The sequence below is a fragment of the Sphaerisporangium sp. TRM90804 genome (genome assembly GCF_029846175.1).
In the GTDB taxonomy this organism is placed as follows: Bacteria; Actinomycetota; Actinomycetes; order Streptosporangiales; family Streptosporangiaceae; genus Sphaerisporangium.
Window position 1 is genome coordinate 369,665 of the sequence record NZ_JARWAC010000001.1, and the last position, 21,324, is coordinate 390,988.

The window sequence follows — 21,324 nt, forward strand, 5'->3', positions numbered from 1 at the left end:
TCACATCCGGAAGACGCCGTAGCCGATGGGGTCGAGCGGGGCGTTGGCCGCCGCCGAGAGGGCCAGCCCGAGGACGGTGCGGGTGTCGAGGGGGTCGATCACGCCGTCGTCCCACAGCCTGGCCGTGGAGTAGTACGGGTTTCCCTGCTCCTCGTAGCGCTCGCGGATGGCCCGCTTGAACTCCTCCTCGTCGCCGGCGCCCGCGGGACGCACGGTGGCGAGCACGTTGGCGGCCTGCTCGCCGCCCATGACCGAGACGCGGGCGTTGGGCCACATCCACAGGAAGCGCGGGGAGTAGGCGCGGCCGGCCATGGCGTAGTTGCCCGCGCCGAAGGACCCGCCGATGACCACCGTGAACTTGGGCACCCGCGCGCAGGAGACGGCGGTAACCATCTTGGCGCCGTGCTTGGCGATGCCGCCGGCCTCGTAGGCGCGGCCGACCATGAAGCCGCTGATGTTCTGCAGGAAGACCAGCGGGATCCTCCGCTGGTCGCACAGCTCGATGAAGTGGGCGCCCTTGAGCGCCGACTCGGCGAACAGGATGCCGTTGTTGGCGACGATCCCCACCGGGTGCCCGTGCAGGTGGGCGAACCCGGTGACCAGCGTGGGGCCGTACTCGGCCTTGAACTCCAGGAACCGGCTGCCGTCCACCAGGCGGCCGATGACCTCGCGCACGTCGTAGGGCGTGCGGGTGTCGGCGGGCACGATGCCGTACAGGTCGCGCGGGTCGTGCAGCGGCTCCTCCGGCCGCGCCCGCTCCCACGGGCTCGGCGCGCGGGGGGCCAGGGTCGCGACGATGCCGCGGACGATGGACAGCGCGTGGGCGTCGTCCTCGGCGAGGTGGTCGGTGACCCCGCTGACGCGGGCGTGCAGCTCGCCGCCGCCCAGCTCCTCGGCGGTGACCTCCTCGCCGGTGGCGGCCTTCACCAGGGGCGGGCCGCCGAGGAAGATCGTGCCCTGGTCGCGCACGATCACGGCCTCGTCGCTCATGGCCGGCACGTAGGCGCCTCCGGCGGTGCACGAGCCGAGCACCGCGGCGATCTGCGGGACGCCGCGCCGCGACATGGTGGCCTGGTTGTAGAAGATGCGCCCGAAGTGCTCCCGGTCGGGGAAGACCTCGTCCTGCAGGGGGAGGAAGGCGCCCCCGGAGTCGACCAGGTAGACGCACGGCAGGTGGTTGTGGAGGGCGACCTCCTGGGCGCGCAGGTGCTTCTTGACCGTCATGGGGTAGTAGGTGCCGCCCTTGACGGTCGCGTCGTTGGCGACGACCACGCACTCCCGGCCGGCGACCCGGCCGACCCCGGTGATGATCCCGGCCGCGGGGGCGTCGTCGCCGTACAGGCCGGTGGCGGCCAGCGGGGACAGCTCCAGGAAGCGCGAGCCGGGGTCGAGCAGGGTGGCGACGCGGTCGCGCGGCAGCAGCTTGCCGCGTTCGACGTGGCGCGCGCGGGCGCGCTCGGAGCCGCCGAGGGCCGCCGCCGCCAGCCGCTCGCGCAGCTCGGCGGACAGGCGCTCGTTGGCCTCGGCGTTGACCTTGAACCGCTCGCCGTCGGCGCCGGCGGTCGTCCGCAGCACTGGGACCATCGTGCGCACCTTTCGTTAACGCGCGCTAACTCCGACCTGGATGTTAGTCACCGTTAACTGATTCGTCTAATATTGCCGGTCATGACCGTTGTGCGGAGTCCTACCCGCGTTCCGAGCCCCCGCCGCAGGGAGATCCTGGACGCGGCGGCGCGGCTGTTCGCGGCCCGGGGCTTCCACGGGGTCTCCATCGAGGAGATCGGCGGCGCGGTGGGCATCTCGGGGCCCGCGCTCTACCGGCACTTCAGCGGCAAGGAGTCGCTGCTCACCGAGATGCTGTTGGACGTCAGCGACCGCCTGCTCACCGCGGCGATCGAACGGGTCACCGCGGCCTCCGACGGCGCGGAGGCGCTGGACGCGCTGGTCGCGGGGCAGATCGACTTCGCGCTCGACCACCCGGCGCTGATCACCGTGCACGACCGGGAGCTGGGGAACGTTCCCACGGCCGACCGGCGGCGGATCCGGCGGCTGCAGCGGCTGTACGTCGAGGAGTGGGTCACCGTGCTGAGCGAGCTGTACCCGGCGGCGCCGCCGCCGAGGCTGCGCGCCGCCACCCACGCCGTCTTCGGGCTGCTCAACTCCACCCCGCACAGCGCCGGGGAGCTGCCGCGGGACGCGATGGCCGCCCTGCTGCACCACATGGCCCGCGCCTCGCTGGCCGCCCTCGTTAACGATCGTTAACCGGCGCCGCCCGCCCGTGCCGACCGGCCCGCGGCGTTCCCCGATCTACCGGAAGCGGGTTGATCAGGCGGACTATCTCGATATATCGTTGAGGTATCTCGATAGTAACGAGCGACTTCGCCACCCCGGGGCCAGGGGTGGCCGGGACGCCGCCGGAGGACATGATGGAGCTGGGCGTGCCGCGGGCCCGGCGCGCCGGTCCGCCGTCCCGGCAGGCGGCGGGGAGGAGACGAAGTGACGACGAACGACAAGCCCGCCGTCGCCGTACGGGGTCTGAGGAAGACCTACGGCGAGGTGGAGGCCGTCAAGGGCATCGACTTCGAGGTGCGCCCGGGCGAGGTGTTCGGGTTCCTCGGGCCCAACGGCGCGGGAAAGACCACCACGATCGGCATGCTGTGCACGCTGGTGCGCCCCACCGGCGGGGCCGCCGAGGTCGCCGGGCACGACGTCGTGCGCGAGCGCGACGAGGTCCGGCGCAACATCGGCCTGGTGTTCCAAGACCCGACCCTCGACGGCTACCTGTCGGCCGAGCAGAACCTGCGCTTCCACGCCGAGCTGTACGGCGTGCCCAGGGACGTGGTCGCCGGGCGCATCCGGCAGGTCATGGAGATGGTCGCCCTCTGGGACCGCAAAGACGCCAAGGTGCTCACCTTCTCCGGCGGCATGAAGCGCCGCCTGGAGATCGCCAGGGGCCTGCTGCACTCCCCGCGGGTGCTGTTCCTCGACGAGCCCACGGTCGGCCTCGACCCCCAGACGCGCTCGGCGATCTGGGGCTACATCAACCGGCTGCGGCGCACCGAGGACATCACCATCTTCATGACCACCCACTACATGGAGGAGGCGGAGTACTGCGACCGCATCGCGATCATCGATCACGGCGAGATCGTGGTCGTCGACTCCCCCGAGGCCCTCAAGGCCAGCGTCGGCAAGGACCGCGTGCGCATCGAGACCGGGGACGACCAGGCGGCCATCGCGGCGCTCGGCGAGCGCTTCGGCATCGTCGACGCAGCCGTACGCGGGGGCGTGGTGACGTTCGCCGTCGACGCGGGAGAAGCCTTCGTCCCGCGCTTGTTCGCCGAGCTCGGCGTGCCGATCCGCTCGGTCAGCGTGTCCCGGCCGTCCCTCGACGACGTGTTCATGAACTACACCGGCTCCACCATCCGCGACGCCGAGGCCGAGGGCGGCCCGTCGGCGTGGATGCGCGCCATGGCGAGGAGGTGACGATGACGACGGACGTCACCACGCCCGGGGTGGCCCGGGTGCGGGTGCCCGGGCGCAGCCTCCGGCACGACCTGCGGGCGATCAAGATCGTGCTGCACCGCGAGATGCTGCGGTTCGTCAACGACCGCACCCGCCTGCTGTCCACGATGGTCCAGCCGGTGCTGTGGCTGTTCGTGATGGGCACCGGCCTGGGCGCGCTGTTCGCCGGCCCGGGGCAGGGCGTCGACTTCCGCACGTTCATGTACCCCGGCGTGATCGCCATGACGGTGATCACCACCGCCATGTTCTCCGCCGGCTCGATCGTGTGGGACCGCGAGTTCGGGTTCCTGCGCGAGATGCTCGTCGCCCCGGTCAGCCGCTCGTCCATCGTGATCGGCAAGTGCCTGGGCGGCGGCATCGTCGCCACCGCGCAGGGCGTGGTCATCCTGGCCCTGGCCGGGCTGGTCGACGTGCCCTACTCCCCCACGCTGTTCCTCACCCTGCTGGGGCAGATGTTCCTGGCGTCGTTCACCATCACCGCGTTCGGCGTGAGCCTGGCGGCGCGCATGCGCAACATGCAGACCTTCTTCGGGGTCATGCAGATGGCCGTCATGCCGATGATCTTCCTGTCCGGAGCGCTGTTCCCGCTGGCCGGGCTGCCCGGGTGGCTGGCACTGCTCACCCGGATCAACCCGCTCACCTACGCCGTCGACCCGATGCGGCACGCCGTCTTCTCCCACCTGGACGTCGCCCCGCACATCGCCCAGCGGCTCAACCCCGGCGTCCACTGGTTCGGCTGGCACGTTCCGGTCGGGGTGGAGCTCCTCATCGTCGCCCTCATGGGAGCGGCCCTGCTGGGCGTCGCGATCGCCCAGTTCCGCCGTCCCGACTAGCCTCCCGCCACGGCCGCGCACAACCTCTCCTACGGAGAGTAAAAGTGTCTGCGCAAGCGCCGGGACGCGGCGCGGTTCGTGGCGACATAATCGGCCTTGTGGCCCGCGACACAGTTGAGACGCACTTCATCGAGTCGGTTGCCGCACTCTCGCCCGGCACCCGCAGCGACCCCGGCCTGCCCATACGCCCGGGCACCACTCTGACGGGCGCCCGATGCCGCGACCTGTTCGAGATCCAGCTCGCCAGCCGGCTGCTCGACATCGCCGCCCGCTGGCTGCGCGAGCAGGGCGAGGGCTTCTACACGATCGGCTCGGCCGGGCACGAGGGCAACGCCGCGGTGGCCGCCGCGGTCCGCGCGACCGACCCGGCGCTGCTGCACTACCGCTCCGGGGCGTTCTACCTGGCGCGGTCGGTCCAGGCCGGGCGGCTCGCCGAGGAGGGGCTGCGCGACGTGCTGCTCGGCCTGGCCGCCGCCGCCGAGGAGCCCATCGCGGGCGGGCGCCACAAGGTCTTCGGCCACCCCGACCTCGCGATCATCCCCTCCACCTCCACGGTCGCCAGCCACCTGCCCCGGGCGGTCGGCGTCGCCTTCGCCATCGAGCGGGCCCGCAAGCTCGGCGTGCCCGGCTCGCCCTTCCCCGCCGGCTCGATCGTGGTGTGCGGCTTCGGCGACGCCTCGGCCAACCACGCCAGCGCGCTGACCGCGTTCAACACCGCGGCCTACTGCGCCTACCAGGGGCTGCCGGTGCCGATCCTGTTCGTCTGCGAGGACAACGGCATCGGCATCAGCGTGCGCACCCCGCCCGGGTGGGTCGAGGCGTCCGCCCACCCGCTGATCCCGCGCTTCCGCGCCGACGGCTGCGACCTGCCCGAGGCGTACGACGTCGCCCGCGAGGCGGCCGAGCACGTGCGCGCCCGCAGGTCGCCCGCGTTCCTGCACCTGCGCACCGTCCGGCTGATGGGGCACGCGGGGTCCGACGTCGAGTCGGCGTACCGCACGCCGCGCGAGATCGCCGCCGACCTCGAACGCGACCCCCTGCTCGCCACGGCCGGGCTGCTCGTCCGGGCCGGGTTGGCCGACCCCGACGAGCTGCTGGCCCGCTACGAGACGATCCGCGAGCACGTGCTGAAGCTGGCGCTGGAGTCGACCCGGCGGCCCCGGCTGAGCTCGGCCCGCCAGGTCATGGCGCCGCTGGCCCCCCGCCGCCCCGCCCACGTCGCGGCCCAGGCCGCCGCCCGGGCCGCCGACCGCGCCGCGCTCTTCGGCGACCAGTCGCCTCCCGACCGCGAGGGCCCGCTCACCCTCTCCCAGGCGATCAACCGCACGCTCACCGACATCATGGGCGCGCACCCCGAGGTGATCCTGTTCGGGGAGGACGTCGCCCGCAAGGGCGGGGTGTACGGCGTCACGCGCGGCCTGCTGAGACGCTTCGGGGCCGGGCGGGTGTTCGACACCCTGCTCGACGAGCAGGCGCTGCTCGGGCTCGCCCTGGGGTCCGCCGGCGCGGGGCTGCTGCCCGTCGCGGAGATCCAGTACCTCGCCTACCTGCACAACGCGCTCGACCAGATCCGCGGCGAGGCCGCCACCCTGCGGTTCTTCTCCCAGGGCGCCTACCGCAACCCGATGGTCGTGCGCGTGGCCGCCTACGCCTACCAGAAGGGCTTCGGCGGCCACTTCCACAACGACAACTCCGTGGCCGCGCTGCGCGACATCCCCGGCCTGGTCGTGGCCTCCCCCGCCCGGCCCGACGACGCCGCCGCGATGCTGCGCACCTGCGTCGCCGCCGCCAAGGCCGACGGCGACGTCTGCGTGTACCTGGAGCCGATCGCGCTCTACGGCACCCGCGACCTGATGGACGAAGGCGACAACGGCTGGCTCACGCCGTACGTCCCGCCGTCGCGGTGGGCCGAGACACACGTGCCCATCGGCAAGGGCCGCGCGTACGGCGACGGCCGCGACCTCACCATCGTCACGTTCGGCAACGGCCTGCGCATGAGCCTGCGGGCGGCGATCCGGCTGACCGCCGAGGGGTACGGCTGCCGCGTGCTCGACCTGCGCTGGCTGTCGCCGCTGCCCGTGGACGACCTGCTGCGCGCCGCCGACCTCACCGGCAGGGTGCTGGTGGCCGACGAGACCCGCGGCTCGGGCGGGGTGTCGGAGGGCGTCGTCACCGCGCTCGCCGACGGCGGCTTCGCGGGGCGGGTCGCCCGCGTCACCTCCAGGGACAGCTTCGTGCCGCTGGGCGACGCCGCCGCGCACGTGCTGCTCTCGGAGGCCGACATCGAGGAGGCGGCCCGCAAGATGCTGGCCTGAGCCGTCCGCGCGCCCGGCGGCTGGACGCTAGACGCGGCGGCCGGTGACGGCCAGGGTGCGCGTCTGCGGGTCGGCGTCCTGCGGCACGGGCACGGGCGGGCCGAAGATGTCGCTGCCCGCGTACGGGGCCAGGCTGTCGTACGCCGCCGCCATCAGCCCGGCGTCCACCCGTTCGTCCACGCCGAGCGCCCGTGCGAGGTCCCAGGCGTGGACGGCGAGGTCGGCGGCCATCTCCATGCAGTAGCGGCGGGCCGGCGTCCGGCCGTACGACAGCGTGACCTCGCGGTCGAGCGCGCCCGGAGCGGCGAAGGCGGCGTGCGCGGCCGTGGCGGCCTCCGTCCAGCTCGCGACGGGGTCCTCTCCGAGCCGGTCGCCGTCGAACCGGTCACCCACCTCCTCCACCGTGGCGCCCTCGAGCAGCGACGGGACCCAGAGCTGCTCGACCAGCAGGTGGTTCACCAGGGCGCGCACGTCCCAGTCGGCGCACGGCGTCGGCGCCTTCCACTGCTCGGCGCCGACCATGGCCACGCGCAGGCCGAACTCGTCCATCGCGATGGCGTGCAGTTCGAGTGTTCGATCCTCCATACCGCCCCACCTACCCGCGAACGCCGGATCGTCCCCTCCGGGAGGTCACAGCCAGTCGCGCCGCTTGAAGACCAGGTACAGCGTGCCGCAGACCATGGCCATGAGCGCCACGGCGAACGGGTAGCCGAACACCCACGACAGCTCGGGCATGTGCGTGAAGTTCATGCCGTAGATGGTGCCGACGAGGGTGGGCGCGAACAGGATGGCCGCCCAGGAGGAGATCTTCTTGACCTCCTCGCTCTGCGCGTAGCTGGCCTGGGTGACGTTCTTCATCTCCTCGTTCTGCGCCTGGCTCACCAGCGTGGAGTTGACGATGAGGATGTCCTGCAGCATCTGGCGCAGGTTGTCCACCCGCTCGACCACCGTGATCGCGTGGTCGGCGACGTCGCGCAGGTAGCGCTGCAGCTCGCCGTCCACGCCGTACTTGGGCGAGCCGGCGATCAGGCCGTTGAGCATGTCCAGCAGCGGCCGGGTGGCCCGCTGGAACTCGATGACCTCGCGCGAGAGCGCGTAGATGCGGCGCGGCGCCGCCGGGTCGCCGCCGAAGACCTGGACCTCGATCTCGTCGATGTCCTTCTGCAGGCCCGCGACGACGGGCGCGTAGCCGTCGACCACCGCGTCCAGGATGGCGTACAGGACGGCCTGCGGGCCCTGGCGCAGCAGGTGCGGGTCGCCCTCCATCCTGCGGCGGACCTTGCCGAGGTCGGGGGCCTCGCTGTGGCGCACGGTCAGCACGAAGTCCTGTCCCAGGAACACGTGGAGCTCGCCGAACTCCACCTTCTCCGGCGAGTCGAGATACTGCGCGGCCCGCAGCACCAGGAACAGCGTCTCGCCGTACCGGTCGGCCTTGGGGCGCTGGTGCGCGACGATGGCGTCCTCGACGGCGAGCTCGTGCAGGCCGAACTCCTCGGCGACGTTGAGCATCTCCGCCTCGGCCGGGCGGTACAGGCCGATCCACGCCATCCGGCCCGGCTGCGAGCGCAGGCTCGCCACCGCCTCGGGCAGCGACGGCGGGCTGTCGACGCGCCGGCCGTCCACATAGACGGCGTTGTCGATCACGCTGCGCTGCTGCGCCGGGACGTCGGCCGTCTTCGACCGGGGGTCCATGGACTGCTCGGGCGCGACCTCGTCGTGGCCGTGGCCGGCGCGTCCCGGTGACCGCATCAGATCTTTCAGCCCACGCGTTCGACGCTCTGGCACGGCACCCCTCCCGAGACACTGCGGACGGCCGCGGACCCGCGCCCGGCGGGGCCCACCCGTGTCAGACCCTAGCCTGATATGGGAGAAATGCTGCGTAGGTACTGGTCGAGCCTGCGGCGGGCCTGCTCGCGCACGCGGCGGCGAAGCGCCGGCGTCTTGGCGAACAGCAGGCCGATCGGCCGGCCGTACGCCATCGTGGACCACCGGCGGAAGTCGAACTCGTCGTGGTGGCGGACGATCAGGCCGTCCTCGAACCGGAACAGGACGTCGGCGTTGCTGACCACCCGCCTGCCCGTCGGCGGGTAGACGTAGCGCATCGTGCGGTGGGCGGTGGCCGAGTGGTCGTCGGCCGTGATGTCGCGGGCCGTCACCTCCACGCCGCCGCCGTCGAGCAGCATGCGCCACATGGCCATGACCCGGTCGCGCCCCTCCACCTCGGTGAGGACGGCGTCGCCGAAGCTCACGTCCGGGTGGTAGCACCGGCCCATGACCTCGGTGTCCGCCTGCGCGAAGGCATCGTAGAACCGCCGGATCAGCCGCAGGTGATCGGCACGGCGCGGCGTGCGGTAGTTCGACATATTCCCAGCTTAGAGGCCCAGAAGCCGCCTTCCGTTATCCCAGCAGACCGCCCGCAGCCAATCGTCGCGGAGGTCCAGCCGGGTCAGGGCGTGCAGTTGGTGGGCGTAGGGGTACGGGATGGTCGGAAAGTCCGAGCCGAGCACGATCTTGCCTGCTAGACCGAGGTCGCGCAAGCGCGGGCGATGACGCGCGGGGAACGGCGCCGTCCGCTCGGCGAAGTCGGTGAAGGCCATGGTCGTGTCGAGGCGGACGTTGGCGTACCGTTCGGCCAGGTCCAGGAACTCCTCGTACTCGGGCATGCCGAGGTGGGCGACGACCACCGCGAGCCCCGGATGCCGCGCGAGGACGTCCCCGATGGGCCCCGGGCCGGTGCACCGGCCCGGCACCGGCATCGACGAGGCGTGCACCACCACCGGCACGCCCGCCTCGGCCAGCAGCCCCCACACCGGTTCGAGGTCCTCGTGCCGGGGGTCGAAGGCGCCCACCTGGAGGTGCACCTTGAACACGCGCGCGCCCCGCTCCAGGGCCGCCCGCACGTCGTCCAGCACGCCGGGCTCGGGGAAGAACGTCGCCGACGGCACGCAGCCGGGGGTGGCGTCCGCGAAGTCGAGCGTCCAGTCGTTGAGGCTGCGCGCCATGCCCGGCCGGTGCGCGTAGGCCAGCGCGGTGAACCACCGCACCCCCATCGCCCGCAACCGCGCCACCCGCTCCTCCCGGGGCAGCCGGTAGCGGATCTCCCACCCCTGCCCCACCAACGGCCCGCCGTTGTCGAAGTGGTGCCACACCCGGCGCTCCATCCGCTCGGGCAGGAAGTGCACATGCACGTCCACCACCCCCGGCACCCCCAGCGCCCGGCACCACCCGGCCACCGCCCCGTCCTCCACTGGCCCCCCGCCCTCGCCACCAGGCCCCATCACGCCTCCCACCACCCGAGCCCCGCCCACACCCACCCTCAGCCGCCCCCGGACCGCCACCACGCACGACCACCGCCCCGCCCGCCACCGCCCCGGCCCGTATCGCCAAACCCCATCACGCCACCACCACCCGCCCCCGCCCACACCCCCACAACCACCCTCAGCCGCCCCCGAACCGCCACCACGCACGACCACGCGGCCCTGCCGCCGCGCACACCCCACGCGGCCCGCCACCCTCATCCCTGAAGGCCACCGCGCCAACCAGTTCCACCGTCCCGCAAAGCCCCGGCCCTGTCATGTCACCGTCCCCCACGGCCACCCCCGACGGCCACCGCCTCGGGCGGCCTGGACACCCGCCGGCCGCTTTTCGAACGATGTTCTGGGGCGGGTGGAACACCGCACCCCGCCGGCCGTGCGAGGCTATGTCCCGCGCGTCATCACCCCACGTACGCGTACTTCGACGGGAGGTGCCCCCTGGAGACGCTCCGGGATCTCTGGACACGACTGACGGCCGTCCAGCCGGAACCGCCGCTGTGGATCACGATGCTGGCCGCGCTCGCCGCGCTGCTCGTCGTCGCCTACCCCACCTCGTGGCACCTGGCCCGAGGGCTGATCACGGTCGCGCACGAGGGCGGGCACGCGCTGGTGGCGCTGCTCACCCGGCGCAAGCTCCAGGGCATCCGCCTGCACTCCGACACCTCCGGCGTCACGCTCACCCGTGGCAGGCCCACCGGCCCCGGGATGATCTTCACGGCCGCCGCCGGGTACGTCGCCCCCTCGCTGATCGGTCTCGGCGCCGCCTGGCTGACCGCCGCCGGGTACATCACCATCCTGCTGTGGACGGTGCTCCTCCTGCTCGCGGGCATGCTGCTGATGATCCGCAACATGTTCGGCGTCGTGTCGCTGCTGGCGATCGGCGGCGCCGTGTTCGCCCTGTCCTGGTACGCGCCCCAGGAGATACAGGCCGCGGGCGCGCACGCCGCGGCCTGGTTCCTCCTGCTCGGCGGCATCCGCCCCATCCTGGAACTGCGCGGCAAGCGGCGTCGCGGCAGGGCTCCGGACTCCGACGCCGACCAGCTCGCCCGCCTCACCCACCTGCCCGGAAGCTTCTACGTGGCGTTCTTCCTCCTGGTGTCCGCCACCGCCCTCGTCGCCGGCGCCTACCTGCTCGCCCCCATCGACCTGCCGCCCCTTTCCCTGCCCGGCTGAGGCAGGGCGAGCCCGGCACCGTAAGCCGGACGGCACGCCGCCGGCGCCGTTCACCGTCCTGCACCGCGGCGTGGATCGGGATGGAGCCGATCTCGTCCTGGACGGCGAACTCAGCCCCAGGACCACCTGCCTGTCACCGGCGGCGCCGCAGGACACGTCACCCCCCTTGCTGGGCACGGTGGAGGCCGGGCCGCTCACGGTCGAGACCGTCGCCGCTCACGGTGGAGGCGCTGTAATCCACCCCGGCGCGCAGCTCGCCCACCAGCCCCACCCGCTCCGCGGACCGGCAACAGAGGCCCCGGCGGGCAGTGCCCCCCGGCCGCGCCCGGGGGGCACTGCGCAAGCGCGACGGCGGGGTCCACCATCGTCACCGGCGCGCCCGGGCGCGTGGCATCAGCCCAAGGGGGCCGTGAAGTCGGGGACCGTCACGGACAGGGTGGAGCCGAAGCGGTTCTTCACCACCTTGAGCTGGGCGGGGATGCGGGCGCGCAGCTCGCCGACGTGGCTGACGATGCCGACGGCCCGGCCGCCGTCCCGCAGCTCGTCCAGGATGTCCAGGACGCCGTCCAGCGTGTCCTCGTCGAGGGTGCCGAAACCCTCGTCGATGAAGAGCGTGCCGAGCTCGACCCCGCCGGCCTCGGCGGTCACCACGTCGGCGAGCGCGAGGGCCAGGGCGAGGGACGTCATGAACGCCTCGCCGCCGGAGAGCGTGGCGGGGTCGCGGTCCATCCCGGTCCAGCCGTCGAGCACCCGCAACCCGAGGCCGCCGCCGGAGCGCTTGCGGTCGGCCGCGGACTTGCGTTTGTCGTACAGCAGCAGGTAGCGGCCTCCGGACATGTGGTCGAGCCGGTGGTTGGCGGCGTCGACCACCTGGCGCAGCCGCTCGCCGAGCACGTACGACGACAGGCGCATGTGCGCGGTGTTGTCCCCGGAGGTGCCGCCGGCCAGCTCGGCGAGGCGCCTGGCCAGGTGGTGGCGCTCCTCGGCCGGCCGCCAGCGCTCCAGGGTGTCGTCCAGGTCTTCGGCCAGCGCGGCGAGCTGCCCCTGCCGGGCGGCGGCCTGGTCGCGGGCGGAGGAACGCGCGCCGTGCTCGCGCTCGGCGGCCTCGTGCGCCTGTTCCAGCGCGGCGAGATCGGGCGGGGGGACGGCGGCGACGGCGGCCAGGGCGGGATCGGCCAGCAGCTTGGCCACGGCGGCCCGCTCGGCGTCCAGTTCCCGCAGCCGCGCGGCCATGGCCTCACGGTCGGCGACCGGCCGCGCGGCCGCCCGGGCGTCCGCCACGCCGGGGAAGCCGGCGTCGGTGGCCGCGGACTCCGCACGGGCCAGCGCCGCCGCCCGCTCGGCGGCCGCGGCGTGGGCGGCCCGCCCCGACTCGGCGGCGTCCCGAAGCAGCTCCGCCTCGTCGGTGAGCCGTTCCAGGCGTGCCGCCAGCGTGGCGTCCTCGCCCCTGGCGGCGTCGAGCACGGCGGCGAGCCGCTCGGCGTCCTCCGACAGCCCCTGGGCCCTCGCGCGCTCGGAGGCGATCTCCACGCCGACCCGCGTGGAGATCTCCGTCAGCTCGGCCATCTCGGTCTCGACCCGCGCCGTCGCCTCGGCGAACTCGGTCTCCCGGCCCGCCAGCTCCCGCACCTCGGCCAGAACCTCCTCAGCCTCCCCCCAAGCCGCCTCGGCCCACTCGACGGTGGGCTCCGAACCCGACCACCCCGCCGGACCGACCTCGCCCCCACCACCACCGGCACCCCGCTCCGCGGAAGCCACCCCAGCCTCGGCATCGCCCCCCGAGGCCGACAGCGCCGCCAGACCGTCCTGAGTCGCGCCTCCACCGGCACCCGCCTCTTCCCAGCCGGTCACGGTGTCGTCGGCAGATCCCTTCGGGAAGGCGGGGCCTTGCTCGACTCGGGTGCGGGTCTCCCCGGCGCCTCCGGCCGGGATGGGCCCCGTGCCCTCGGCCAGACCCTCTGTGCCGGGCCCGGTGGGGCCGGTGTTGTGGTCGGTGATGCCGGTGACCGGGCCTGTGACGTCGGCGCCTGGACCCGCGGTGTCCGCCTCTGCGCCCGCGCCGGCCGCCTCGGCGCGGGTCTCGGCCGCCAGGGAGGCGTACTCGCTCCAGTGGCCGCGGCGGGCCGCCTCGCGGGCCTCCTCGTGGGCGTCGTCGGCGTCGGCGACGCGGGTGGCGGCCTCTACGGCGTCGGCCAGGAGGGCGGTCTCGCGCGTGAGGCGGTCGCGACGGACGGCCACGCTGGTGTCGGTGCCGCGGGCGGCGTCGAGGGTGGCGGTGAGGCGCTCCAGATCGGCCCGCAGCCCGGCCCGCTCGGTGTCCTGGCGGGCGATCGTGAGGGCCAGTTCGCGGGCGTCCGCGGTGGCGGCCTCGACCTCGTTCTGGACGCGCCGGGCCTCCTCCGCGAGGGCGGGCTCCTCGGCCGCGACCTCCCGCAGGCGGGCCAGCTCCGCGACGGCGGCGTCGTGCACGGCGGCCGCCGCCTCGACGGTCAGACCTCCGGCCCGGGACGTGGCCTCCCGCAGCCCGGACGTCAGGATGGCGACCCGGCCCTCGGCGGCCTGGCGAGCGTCCTGTGCGGCGTCGTACCGGGCCTGCACCTCATGCTCGTCGTCGACGGTGGGCGCGGGCTCCTCGGGGGTGGCGGGCGCCGGGTGCTCGGCGGAGCCGCACACCGCGCACGGCTCGCCCGGCGCGAGCCGGCGGGCCAGCTCGGCCGCCATGCCGTCGATGCGGGCCTGCCTGAGCGCGTGCAGACGATCACGCAACTCCTGCGCCTCGTCGGTGGCCAGCCGCCGCCGCTCCTCGGCGGCGTCCAGCTCCGCCAGCAGATCGTCACGGCGCCGCGCCTCGGCGAGAACTCCCTCCGCGGCGTGGCAGGCGGCCTCGGCCGACCGCACCCCCCCGGCCGCCGCCCTGGCCTCGGACAGGCGGGCGTCGAGATCACGAAGGCGGGCGGGCAGCTCGGCTGCGGCGTCCGCGAGGGCCGCCTCGCGCTCGGCCAGCCGCGCCAGGCTCTCTTCGGCCGCGGCCAGCCCGGCGCCGACCTCCGAGAACCGCGCCTCATCGTCCCGGCGCAGCTCCAGCCCGGCGAGCTCGTCCCCATGAGCCCGCTCCACCGCCACCAGCCGAACCCGCACGTCATACGCCGCCGCCCCGAGCCCGCGCCCGGCCTCCCCCGGCCCCTCCCCGACCGCGGGCAGCGAAAGGACAATGCCGTCAGAAGCGAACTCATCGCCACCGCCCGAGGCGTCAGAGCCGGGAGCCTGCGAGGCGGCCCGCGCCGGCCGCTGGTCATCCGCGAGGTCGCCGGCCGTGGGCGGAAGGTGGGAGAAGCTCTGAGAAGCGGGGGCGCCCGGACCGTCCGGAGCGCCGGCCCCGGGGGGCTGAGAGGCGGCCTGCCCCATGCCCCGCACTTCTCGGAGATCGCCGACCGCCGACGGCGGGAGGTCAGCACCCTGCGAAGCGAGATCGCCCCCACCGCCCGAGGCGTCAGCGCCGGAAGCCTGCGAGGCGGCCCGCCCCGTCCCCCGGTTCTGCGTGAGGTCGCCGGTCGTGGGGAGAAGGTGGGAGACGCCCAGGGCCTGGGCGACGTGGGCGAGGCCGCCGGGGGTGTCGGGGGCGGGTGTGCGCCACACGGCGGTCAGGAGGGGGGCCGGGAGGGCCGTCAGGGCGTGCCTCAGGTGCTCCGCGGCGGTGGCGAGGGTGGCGGCGAGCAGGTCGCGGTGGCGGACGGCGTCGAGATCGCTGCGGGCGGTCGCGACGGCGGTTCGCGCGGCGGGGAGACGGGACGCGGCCAGGCGCGCCTGGCCGAGCCGTTCGGCGGTCTCCCTGCGCAGGGCGGGCAGGACGGCCAGCCGCTGAGCGGCCTCGGCTCCCTCGGCCGCCAGGGCGGTGAGCCGCCGGCCCACCTCGGCGTGCTGCTCGCGGACGAGCGCGAGGCGCGCCTCCTCGGGCTGGAGCTGCGCGAGGCGCGCGATCTCGTCGCGGCGGCCGCGTTCGAGCTCCGCGAGAGCGTCGGGGCCGTGCCGGCCGTCGCCCGCCGAGCGGAGGGAGGCGGGCAGCAGGGGAAGGGCGCGGGCGATCGCGTCGACGGCCAGCCCTTCGGCCTTGGCTGCGGCCTCCGCGCGCTGCTCGGCCTGGTGGGCCAGGGGCAGGACACGGTCGGCGCGCGCGGCCTCCGCGAGGATGGTCTCCAGGTCGGACCGCTCGTCGGCGCGCCTGTCGAGCTCGTCGCGCCGCGCCTCGGCCTCCGCCCGGGCCCGCTGGAGCTTCGCCAGCTCGCGCCCGCTCTCGAGCCCGGCCCGCGCGGACGCCAGCGCGCCCTCGGCGACCGCGCAGGCCCGGCCACGCTGGGCGAGAACCTCCCCGGCGTACGACACGAGCGTTCGCGCCCACGCCCGCGGATCATCCTGCGGGTCGAGCCCGGCGAGCGGATGGACCCGAAGGCCGGCCGTGGCGGCCGAATCAGGCCGCGCACCGGCCCCGGCCGGAGAACCGGGCTCGGCCGGAGAACCGGGCTCGATGTCGGCCTTGACGACCGAATCGTGCTCGCCGGCGGCTCCCGCGACCGAATCAGGCTGCGAGCCGGGGTCGGTGAACAGGTCAGACTGCGAACCGTGGCCGGTGAGGGGGGCGGGCTGTGCGGCGAGCCCCGCGGGCGTGACGGGCTGCGGGGGGTGGTCGGCGCTGGGTTCGAGGAGGGACGGGCCGGCCGCGCCGCGCATGTGGTCGACGACGGAGTCGACTCGCTGGCGGAGTTCCTGGCGCTCCTGGCCGGTGCGGGTGCGGTGGTCGGCGAGCCAGTGCTCGACCTCGCTGAACACCTTGACGGAGAAGAGCTTCTCCAGCAGCTTGCGGCGATCTTCGCCGTCGGCGCGCAGGAAGCGGGCGAAGTCGCCCTGGGGAAGCATCGCCACCTGGCAGAACTGGTCGGCGTTCATGCCCAGGAGGCCGCCGATGAGCTCCCCCGCCTCGTCGGCGCGGGTGGACAGGAACCGCGACTCCCCCGAGGGGAGCAGCTCCTCAAGGACGGTCTTCGCCTTCTCCTCGACGAAACCCTCGCCGCGCAGCTTGGGGCGGTGCCAGACCGGCGAGCGGGCGATGCGCAGACGACGGCCCCGCAGGGTCGCCTCCAGGACGACCGAGGGCCCGCGGTCGGCGGGCGCGTGGTCGCAGCGCAGACGGCGGGCGCTGTTGCGCTGACCCGGGACCTGGCCGTACAGGGCGTAGCACACGGCGTCGAGCACGGTGGTCTTCCCCGCGCCGGTGGGCCCGTGGACGAGGAACAGGCCCGCCTCGCCCAGCGCGTCGAAGTCGACCTCCTCGCTGCCCGGGAAGGAGCCGAAGGCCGTCAACCGCAGACGGTGCAGCCTCATCGCACTCCCCTCCCGAAAGCCGCACATAGCGGCCACCCCTCCAGGACCGCCCGTCCCAGACGCGCCACCGGCGCGGCGCGCCGAAGGCGCCTCCCGGGGGACGCGCCTTCCACGGACGTCAGCACAGTGCCACGCCGGACTCCCTGTCCAAGGGCCACCACCCCCACGGGCGTAACCGGCGCGGGGTGTCGAAGGCTCCTTTGGGGAGCCGTGCGTTGGGGGCGGGTCTCGGGGGTGGTGGGTCGCGGGCGCCTTGTCGGGGCGGGGCGGTCGGGGACTCGGGGCATTCAGACCAGGGTCTCCTTGAGGCGGCACGCCTCGACGGCCTCGCGCAGCAGGCGGGTCTCGGCGTCGTCGGCGGGCTCGCCGCGGACCTCGCGGACGAAGTCGAGCGCGACCTCGATCTCGGGGCGGCCCGCGAGCCGGGGTGCCCGGGCCTGCGCCGGGACGCCGCCCTCGGGCTCGAACGCCAGGCTGAGGGTGTGCGGGAACCTCTGGCGCAGTTGCTCCATGGCCCCCTTCGGCCGGACGGCGTCGGTGAGCGTGACCTGCAGCCAGTGGTCTTCGTAGCGGGCCCACCGGGGCGAGGCCAGCAGGTCGGCGAGAGGACCGCTGACGCGCCCGACCGGGCGCGGCACCGGCGCGGGCACGAACGCGGCGCTCTCGAAGCCGCCCGCGCCGATCTCGGCGATCCAGGAGCCCTTCACGTGCCCGGCCTCGGAGAAGGAGTAGGCGAGCGGAGAGCCGGAGTAGCGCACCGAGGGCGCCATCTCCTGGCGGCCGTGCAGGTGGCCGAGCGCGACGTAGTCGACGCCGGCGAACGCCGAGGCCGGGACATGGGCGACGCCGCCCACGCTGATGTCGCGCTCGCTGTCGCTGGCCTCGCCGCCGGTCACGAAGGCGTGGGCGAGCACCACCGACCGGGCGCCGCCGCGCCCGGCGAGATCGGCCCGCACGAGCGCCATGGCGTGCTCGATCGCCGCGGTGTGGCTGCGCTCGGACAGCTCCCACGACGTGCGCACGACCTCGGGCTCCAGGTAGGGGATGCCGTAGAAGGCGACGTCGTCGATCACGACCGGCTGCCCGACACGGGCGGGGTCGGTGCGCAGGTGCACCCCGGCGGCGTCGATGAGGCCCGAGCCGAACCCGAGCCGGCGCGCGGAGTCGTGGTTGCCGCTGATGAGCACGACGCGGACGCCTTCGGCGACGAGACGGCCCAGCGCCTCGTTGCACAGCGACACGGCGTCGACCGAGGGGAGCGCGCGATCGTAGACGTCACCGGCGACGACGACCACGTCGACCCGCTCGGAACGCACGGTCTCGACGAGGTGGTCGACGTAGTCGGCCTGGGCCTGGAGCAGGCTCTCGCGGTGGAAGGCCCGGCCCAGATGCCAGTCACTGGTGTGCAGCACACGCATGTCGCAGGAAGCTAACAGGTCCCACCGACAAAAGCGGTACCTCGCGCCCCATCGTTCCTCCCGCGTGACTTAACCTGATGATCGGACGTCATATTGAGGTGGAATGCCCTCTGCGCATGGAGCGCGTCCATTCTCCAGGAGGTGGCGGTGAACGGGCGGGGCCGGCTGAGCGTGGCGACCGGGCTGATGCTGATGACCCTGGCGACCGTGGGCTCCCTGCTGTCGCCCCCCGCTTTCGACCCGCCCCGGCTCAGCCACGACCAGAGTTTCGAGCACCTGCCGCCTCAGCCCGCCGCCGAGATGCGGCCGGTGCGCCACGACGCCCCCATCGTCAGCCAGGAGATCACCGTCGCGGTACAGGGCGAGAGGCTGCCCGCGACGGTCAGGGCGCCCCGCACCCCCGGGCGCCACCCGGCGATGGTGTTCGTGCAGGGCTCGGGCAACGGCTCACGCGGCGAGTTCACCACGCAGGCCACGTGGCTGGCCAGGGCGGGGGTGGTGACGCTCACCTACGACAAGCGCACGGTCGGCTACGACTTCCGCCACCGCGACTTCGGCCTGCTCGCCGACGACGCGCTGCGCATGATCGAGACCCTGCAGCGGCGCTCCGACGTCGACCCGGTGCGCACCGGGCTGTGGGGGGTGAGCGAGGGGAGCTGGGTCATCCCGATCGCGGCCGCCCGCAGCCTCGACGTCGGCTACGCGGTGCTGGTCTCCTCCCCCAACGTCACGCCGATGCGCCAGGTGGCGTGGGCGCTGAACGAGCAGCTCGAACGCCTGCACGCCCCCACCGGGGTGCGCGAGCTGCTGACCAAGGCCATGGGCGGGGTGGGCTTCGACTTCCTGCGCTACGACAGCGCCCCCGCGCTGCGTCAGGTCAGACAGCCCGTGCTGGCGCTGTACGGCACCACCGACCCGTCCATCCCGTTCGTGGAGAGCACACAGATGCTCACCTCCGCCCTGGACGCCGCGGGCAACTCCGACTACACGATCAGGTTCCTCGACGGCGCCGACCACGCCATGCGCGTCAACGGCGGCGCGTTCGCCCGCGGTTACCTCGACTCGCTGGCCAACTGGATCCTCGGCCTGCCGGGCACCGCGCGACCGCCGTCGGGCGCGCAGATCGCGGGCGCCACGCCGGTGCAGCGGTACGAGACCGCCGACGTTCCGGCCGCCCCCTGGTACACCGGGACGGCGATCCTCGGCCTCGCACTCACCATCACCACGGTCGCGTACGTGGCGGCGCCGGTCACCGAGCGGATGCTGCGGCTGCGCGGGCGCGACCTCGGCGCCCCGGCGGCGCAGCTCTGGCCGGCCATCCGCCGCCGCCTGTCACGCATGCTGCTGACCGGTGTCGGCCTGCTCGCCGCCGTGATGGCGTTCATCATGCTCATCGTGCTGTTCTCGGTGAACCAGGCCGGCGCGTGGCCGGCGGTGCTGGCGGGCTGGCTGGTGGTCCGGGTCCTCGCCATCCTCATACTGGTGCAGGAGATCACCGCCTCCGTGGCGGTCTACCACGCCATCCGGGACGGCTGGGAGCCCACGCGCCCGCAGCGGGTGGCCGTCGCGGGGGTCCTGGGCACCACCGGGCTGCTCCTCGTCACGGGCGCCTACTACGGCCTGTTCGGCATCCCCTGGTGATGCCGCGGCGGCTTCGCCGATTCCGGGTTGGACATATCTCTCGAAGTCGTAGCCTGTTCGGTATTCGTTCACGTGCCGGCCGTCTGGCGGGAATAGGGTTCCCCCTCGGCCAAGGGAAGAATGGGACGGCATTGCGGGACGGGAACAAGCCACGGGGGGCGGCCGCGGTCATCGGCTGGACCGCTTTGTCAGCCATCGCACCAGGCGCAGCGCATCTACGGGCGGGACGCCGCAGGACGGGTCTGGCGATCCTGGCGGCCTACCTCGTGGTCGTCGCGGCGCTGCTCGTCGTCGCGCTCACCGCGGACGCCGGCATGGCCGGCCGTCTGCTCGACCCGTCGTGGCTGCGCGCCATCACCGCCGCGGCGGGGCTCGCGGCCGTCGCGTGGTTCGCGCTGCTGGTGCGCTCGTACGTGATCATGCGGCCGGGACGGCTGTCGCAGCGTGGCCAGATCGTCTCGGGCGTGCTCGCCGGGACGCTGGCGGTCGCGGTGACGATGCCGTTCGCCGTGGTCGCCCAGTACGTCATGGTGTCGCAGGACACCCTCGACAGCGTCTTCGACACGCCCTCCGTCACGGCGGCGGCCGGCCAGAACCAGGGGCCGAAGTCCACCGACCCGTGGGAGGGCAAGAAGCGCGTCAACGTCCTGCTCCTAGGCGGCGACTGGCAGCCCGACCGGGTCGGCGTGCGCACCGACAGCATCAACCTCGCCAGCGTGGACGTGCGCACGGGCAACACGGTGCTGCTCAGCCTGCCGCGCAACCTGGAGAACGTGCGCTTCCCCCCCGAGAGCCCGCTGCGCCGCCACTTCCCCAACGGGTTCCGCCTGCCGGCCAACCCCGACGGCTCCCGCGAGGACCTGCTCTTCTCGGTCTGGGAGTACGCCGAGACCCATCCGGAGCTGTTCGGCGGGCGCAAGGGCATGGGGCCGGAGACGCTGAAGCAGACGATCGGGTACACGCTCGGCGTCAAGGTCGACTGGTACGCCCTGGTCAACATGTGGGGGCTCGCCAGGATCATCGACGCCCTGGGGGGGCTGACGCTGACCGTCCCGACCGACGTCGTGTTCGGCAAGTACAACGAAGGGCTGGTCAAGGCCGGCACCCGCAAGCTGCGCGGCGCGGACGCCATGTGGTTCGCCCGCTCGCGCACCAACAGCGACGACTACACCCGCATGGGCCGCCAGCGGTGCGTGCTCGACGCGCTGCTCCAGCAGGCCGACCCGGCCACCGTGCTGCTGCGGTTCAACCAGCTCATCAAGGCGTCCAAGGGCATGTTCCGCACCGACATCCCCCGGCCGATGCTTGAGCACCTCGTGCCGCTGGCCCTGAAGGTGCAGAACGCCCAGGTCACCAGCGTGCAGTTCGTGCCGCCGGTGATCAACACCGGCTACCCCGACTGGGCGAAGATCCGCAGGCTGGCGGTGCGGGCGATCCGCGACTCGGCCGCGTCACCGGCCAAGGGAACCGGCCAGGCGGGCGGCCCGACCGCGTCCCCCGGAACGGGCGCCACGCCCGCCCCGCGCGCCTCGGCCGGCGCGACGCCGAAGGCCTCCGCGACCGGGGAGCGCGGGCGCACGCCGTCGCAGGCCACCCCGACCCCCGGGGCGGCCAAACGGCTGGGAGACGGCTGCTCCTGACCCGCCGGGCGGCGACGGCCCGGCACCCCATCGGCATATCACGTTTTGATAACGGTGCCGCATCGGTCACATGAAGTAGCCGGTCGACTACG

Annotated in this window: 14 protein-coding genes; 7 read left to right on the forward strand and 7 right to left on the reverse strand. The window is 73.7% G+C overall.

The features are described from left to right. On the reverse strand, positions 1–1,584 hold the full coding sequence (locus PYR91_RS01615) for a carboxyl transferase domain-containing protein (RefSeq protein WP_279777060.1): 1,584 nt from the start codon (positions 1,582–1,584) through the stop codon (positions 1–3). An 81-nt stretch (positions 1,585–1,665) separates the two neighbouring features. Here PYR91_RS01615 and PYR91_RS01620 point away from each other — a divergent pair, with 81 nt between their 5' ends. The 4 genes from PYR91_RS01620 to PYR91_RS01635 all read left to right on the forward strand — a co-directional run bounded on the left by PYR91_RS01620 (position 1,666) and on the right by PYR91_RS01635 (position 6,670). After that, positions 1,666–2,262: a TetR/AcrR family transcriptional regulator gene (locus PYR91_RS01620; protein ID WP_279777061.1), complete on the forward strand. Its 597-nt coding sequence runs from the start codon at positions 1,666–1,668 to the stop codon at positions 2,260–2,262. A 234-nt stretch (positions 2,263–2,496) separates the two neighbouring features. After that, on the forward strand, positions 2,497–3,483 hold the full coding sequence (locus tag PYR91_RS01625) for an ATP-binding cassette domain-containing protein (protein ID WP_279777062.1): 987 nt from the start codon (positions 2,497–2,499) through the stop codon (positions 3,481–3,483). A gap of 2 nt (positions 3,484–3,485) precedes the next feature. Continuing rightward, a complete protein-coding gene (locus PYR91_RS01630; RefSeq protein ID WP_279777063.1) occupies positions 3,486–4,355 on the forward strand; it encodes an ABC transporter permease in 870 nt (289 codons plus the stop codon). A 98-nt stretch (positions 4,356–4,453) separates the two neighbouring features. Next, the gene (locus tag PYR91_RS01635; RefSeq protein ID WP_279777064.1) at positions 4,454–6,670 is read left to right on the forward strand and encodes a thiamine pyrophosphate-dependent enzyme; all 2,217 of its coding nucleotides are present in this window, start codon (positions 4,454–4,456) and stop codon (positions 6,668–6,670) included. 27 nt (positions 6,671–6,697) lie between these two features. Here PYR91_RS01635 and PYR91_RS01640 read toward each other — a convergent pair whose 3' ends face one another. From PYR91_RS01640 to PYR91_RS01655, 4 genes are all read right to left on the reverse strand, one after another. Beyond that, positions 6,698–7,255: a TIGR03086 family metal-binding protein gene (locus tag PYR91_RS01640; protein WP_279777065.1), complete on the reverse strand. Its 558-nt coding sequence runs from the start codon at positions 7,253–7,255 to the stop codon at positions 6,698–6,700. A gap of 45 nt (positions 7,256–7,300) precedes the next feature. Next, positions 7,301–8,419 carry a magnesium and cobalt transport protein CorA gene (locus PYR91_RS01645; RefSeq protein WP_279777066.1) on the reverse strand — a complete coding sequence of 373 codons (1,119 nt, stop codon included), beginning with the start codon at positions 8,417–8,419 and terminating at the stop codon, positions 7,301–7,303. Between the two features lie 104 nt (positions 8,420–8,523). Next, complete coding sequence (locus PYR91_RS01650) at positions 8,524–9,033, reverse strand: nuclear transport factor 2 family protein (protein ID WP_279777067.1); 510 nt, start codon at positions 9,031–9,033, stop codon at positions 8,524–8,526. 9 nt (positions 9,034–9,042) lie between these two features. Then, entirely contained in the window at positions 9,043–9,903 is an 861-nt protein-coding gene (locus PYR91_RS01655; RefSeq protein WP_279777068.1) for an amidohydrolase family protein, read from the reverse strand. A 588-nt stretch (positions 9,904–10,491) separates the two neighbouring features. Between PYR91_RS01655 and PYR91_RS01660 the strand changes: the two genes are divergently transcribed. Further along, entirely contained in the window at positions 10,492–11,157 is a 666-nt protein-coding gene (locus PYR91_RS01660) for a M50 family metallopeptidase (RefSeq protein ID WP_279777069.1), read from the forward strand. Positions 11,158–11,550: 393 nt separating this feature from the next. Here the strand turns inward: PYR91_RS01660 and PYR91_RS01665 are convergent, their stop codons facing one another. Both PYR91_RS01665 and PYR91_RS01670 read right to left on the reverse strand, forming a co-directional pair. Continuing rightward, positions 11,551–16,533 carry an AAA family ATPase gene (locus PYR91_RS01665; protein ID WP_279777070.1) on the reverse strand — a complete coding sequence of 1,661 codons (4,983 nt, stop codon included), beginning with the start codon at positions 16,531–16,533 and terminating at the stop codon, positions 11,551–11,553. Between the two features lie 287 nt (positions 16,534–16,820). After that, on the reverse strand, positions 16,821–17,951 hold the full coding sequence (locus PYR91_RS01670) for an exonuclease SbcCD subunit D (RefSeq protein ID WP_279777071.1): 1,131 nt from the start codon (positions 17,949–17,951) through the stop codon (positions 16,821–16,823). A 147-nt stretch (positions 17,952–18,098) separates the two neighbouring features. Here PYR91_RS01670 and PYR91_RS01675 point away from each other — a divergent pair, with 147 nt between their 5' ends. Both PYR91_RS01675 and PYR91_RS01680 read left to right on the forward strand, forming a co-directional pair. After that, on the forward strand, positions 18,099–19,592 hold the full coding sequence (locus tag PYR91_RS01675) for a prolyl oligopeptidase family serine peptidase (RefSeq protein WP_279777072.1): 1,494 nt from the start codon (positions 18,099–18,101) through the stop codon (positions 19,590–19,592). A gap of 185 nt (positions 19,593–19,777) precedes the next feature. Continuing rightward, positions 19,778–21,232 (forward strand): LCP family protein, encoded by a 1,455-nt coding sequence (locus PYR91_RS01680; RefSeq protein ID WP_279777073.1) that lies wholly within the window; start codon positions 19,778–19,780, stop codon positions 21,230–21,232. The last annotated feature ends 92 nt before the right edge of the window (positions 21,233–21,324 follow it).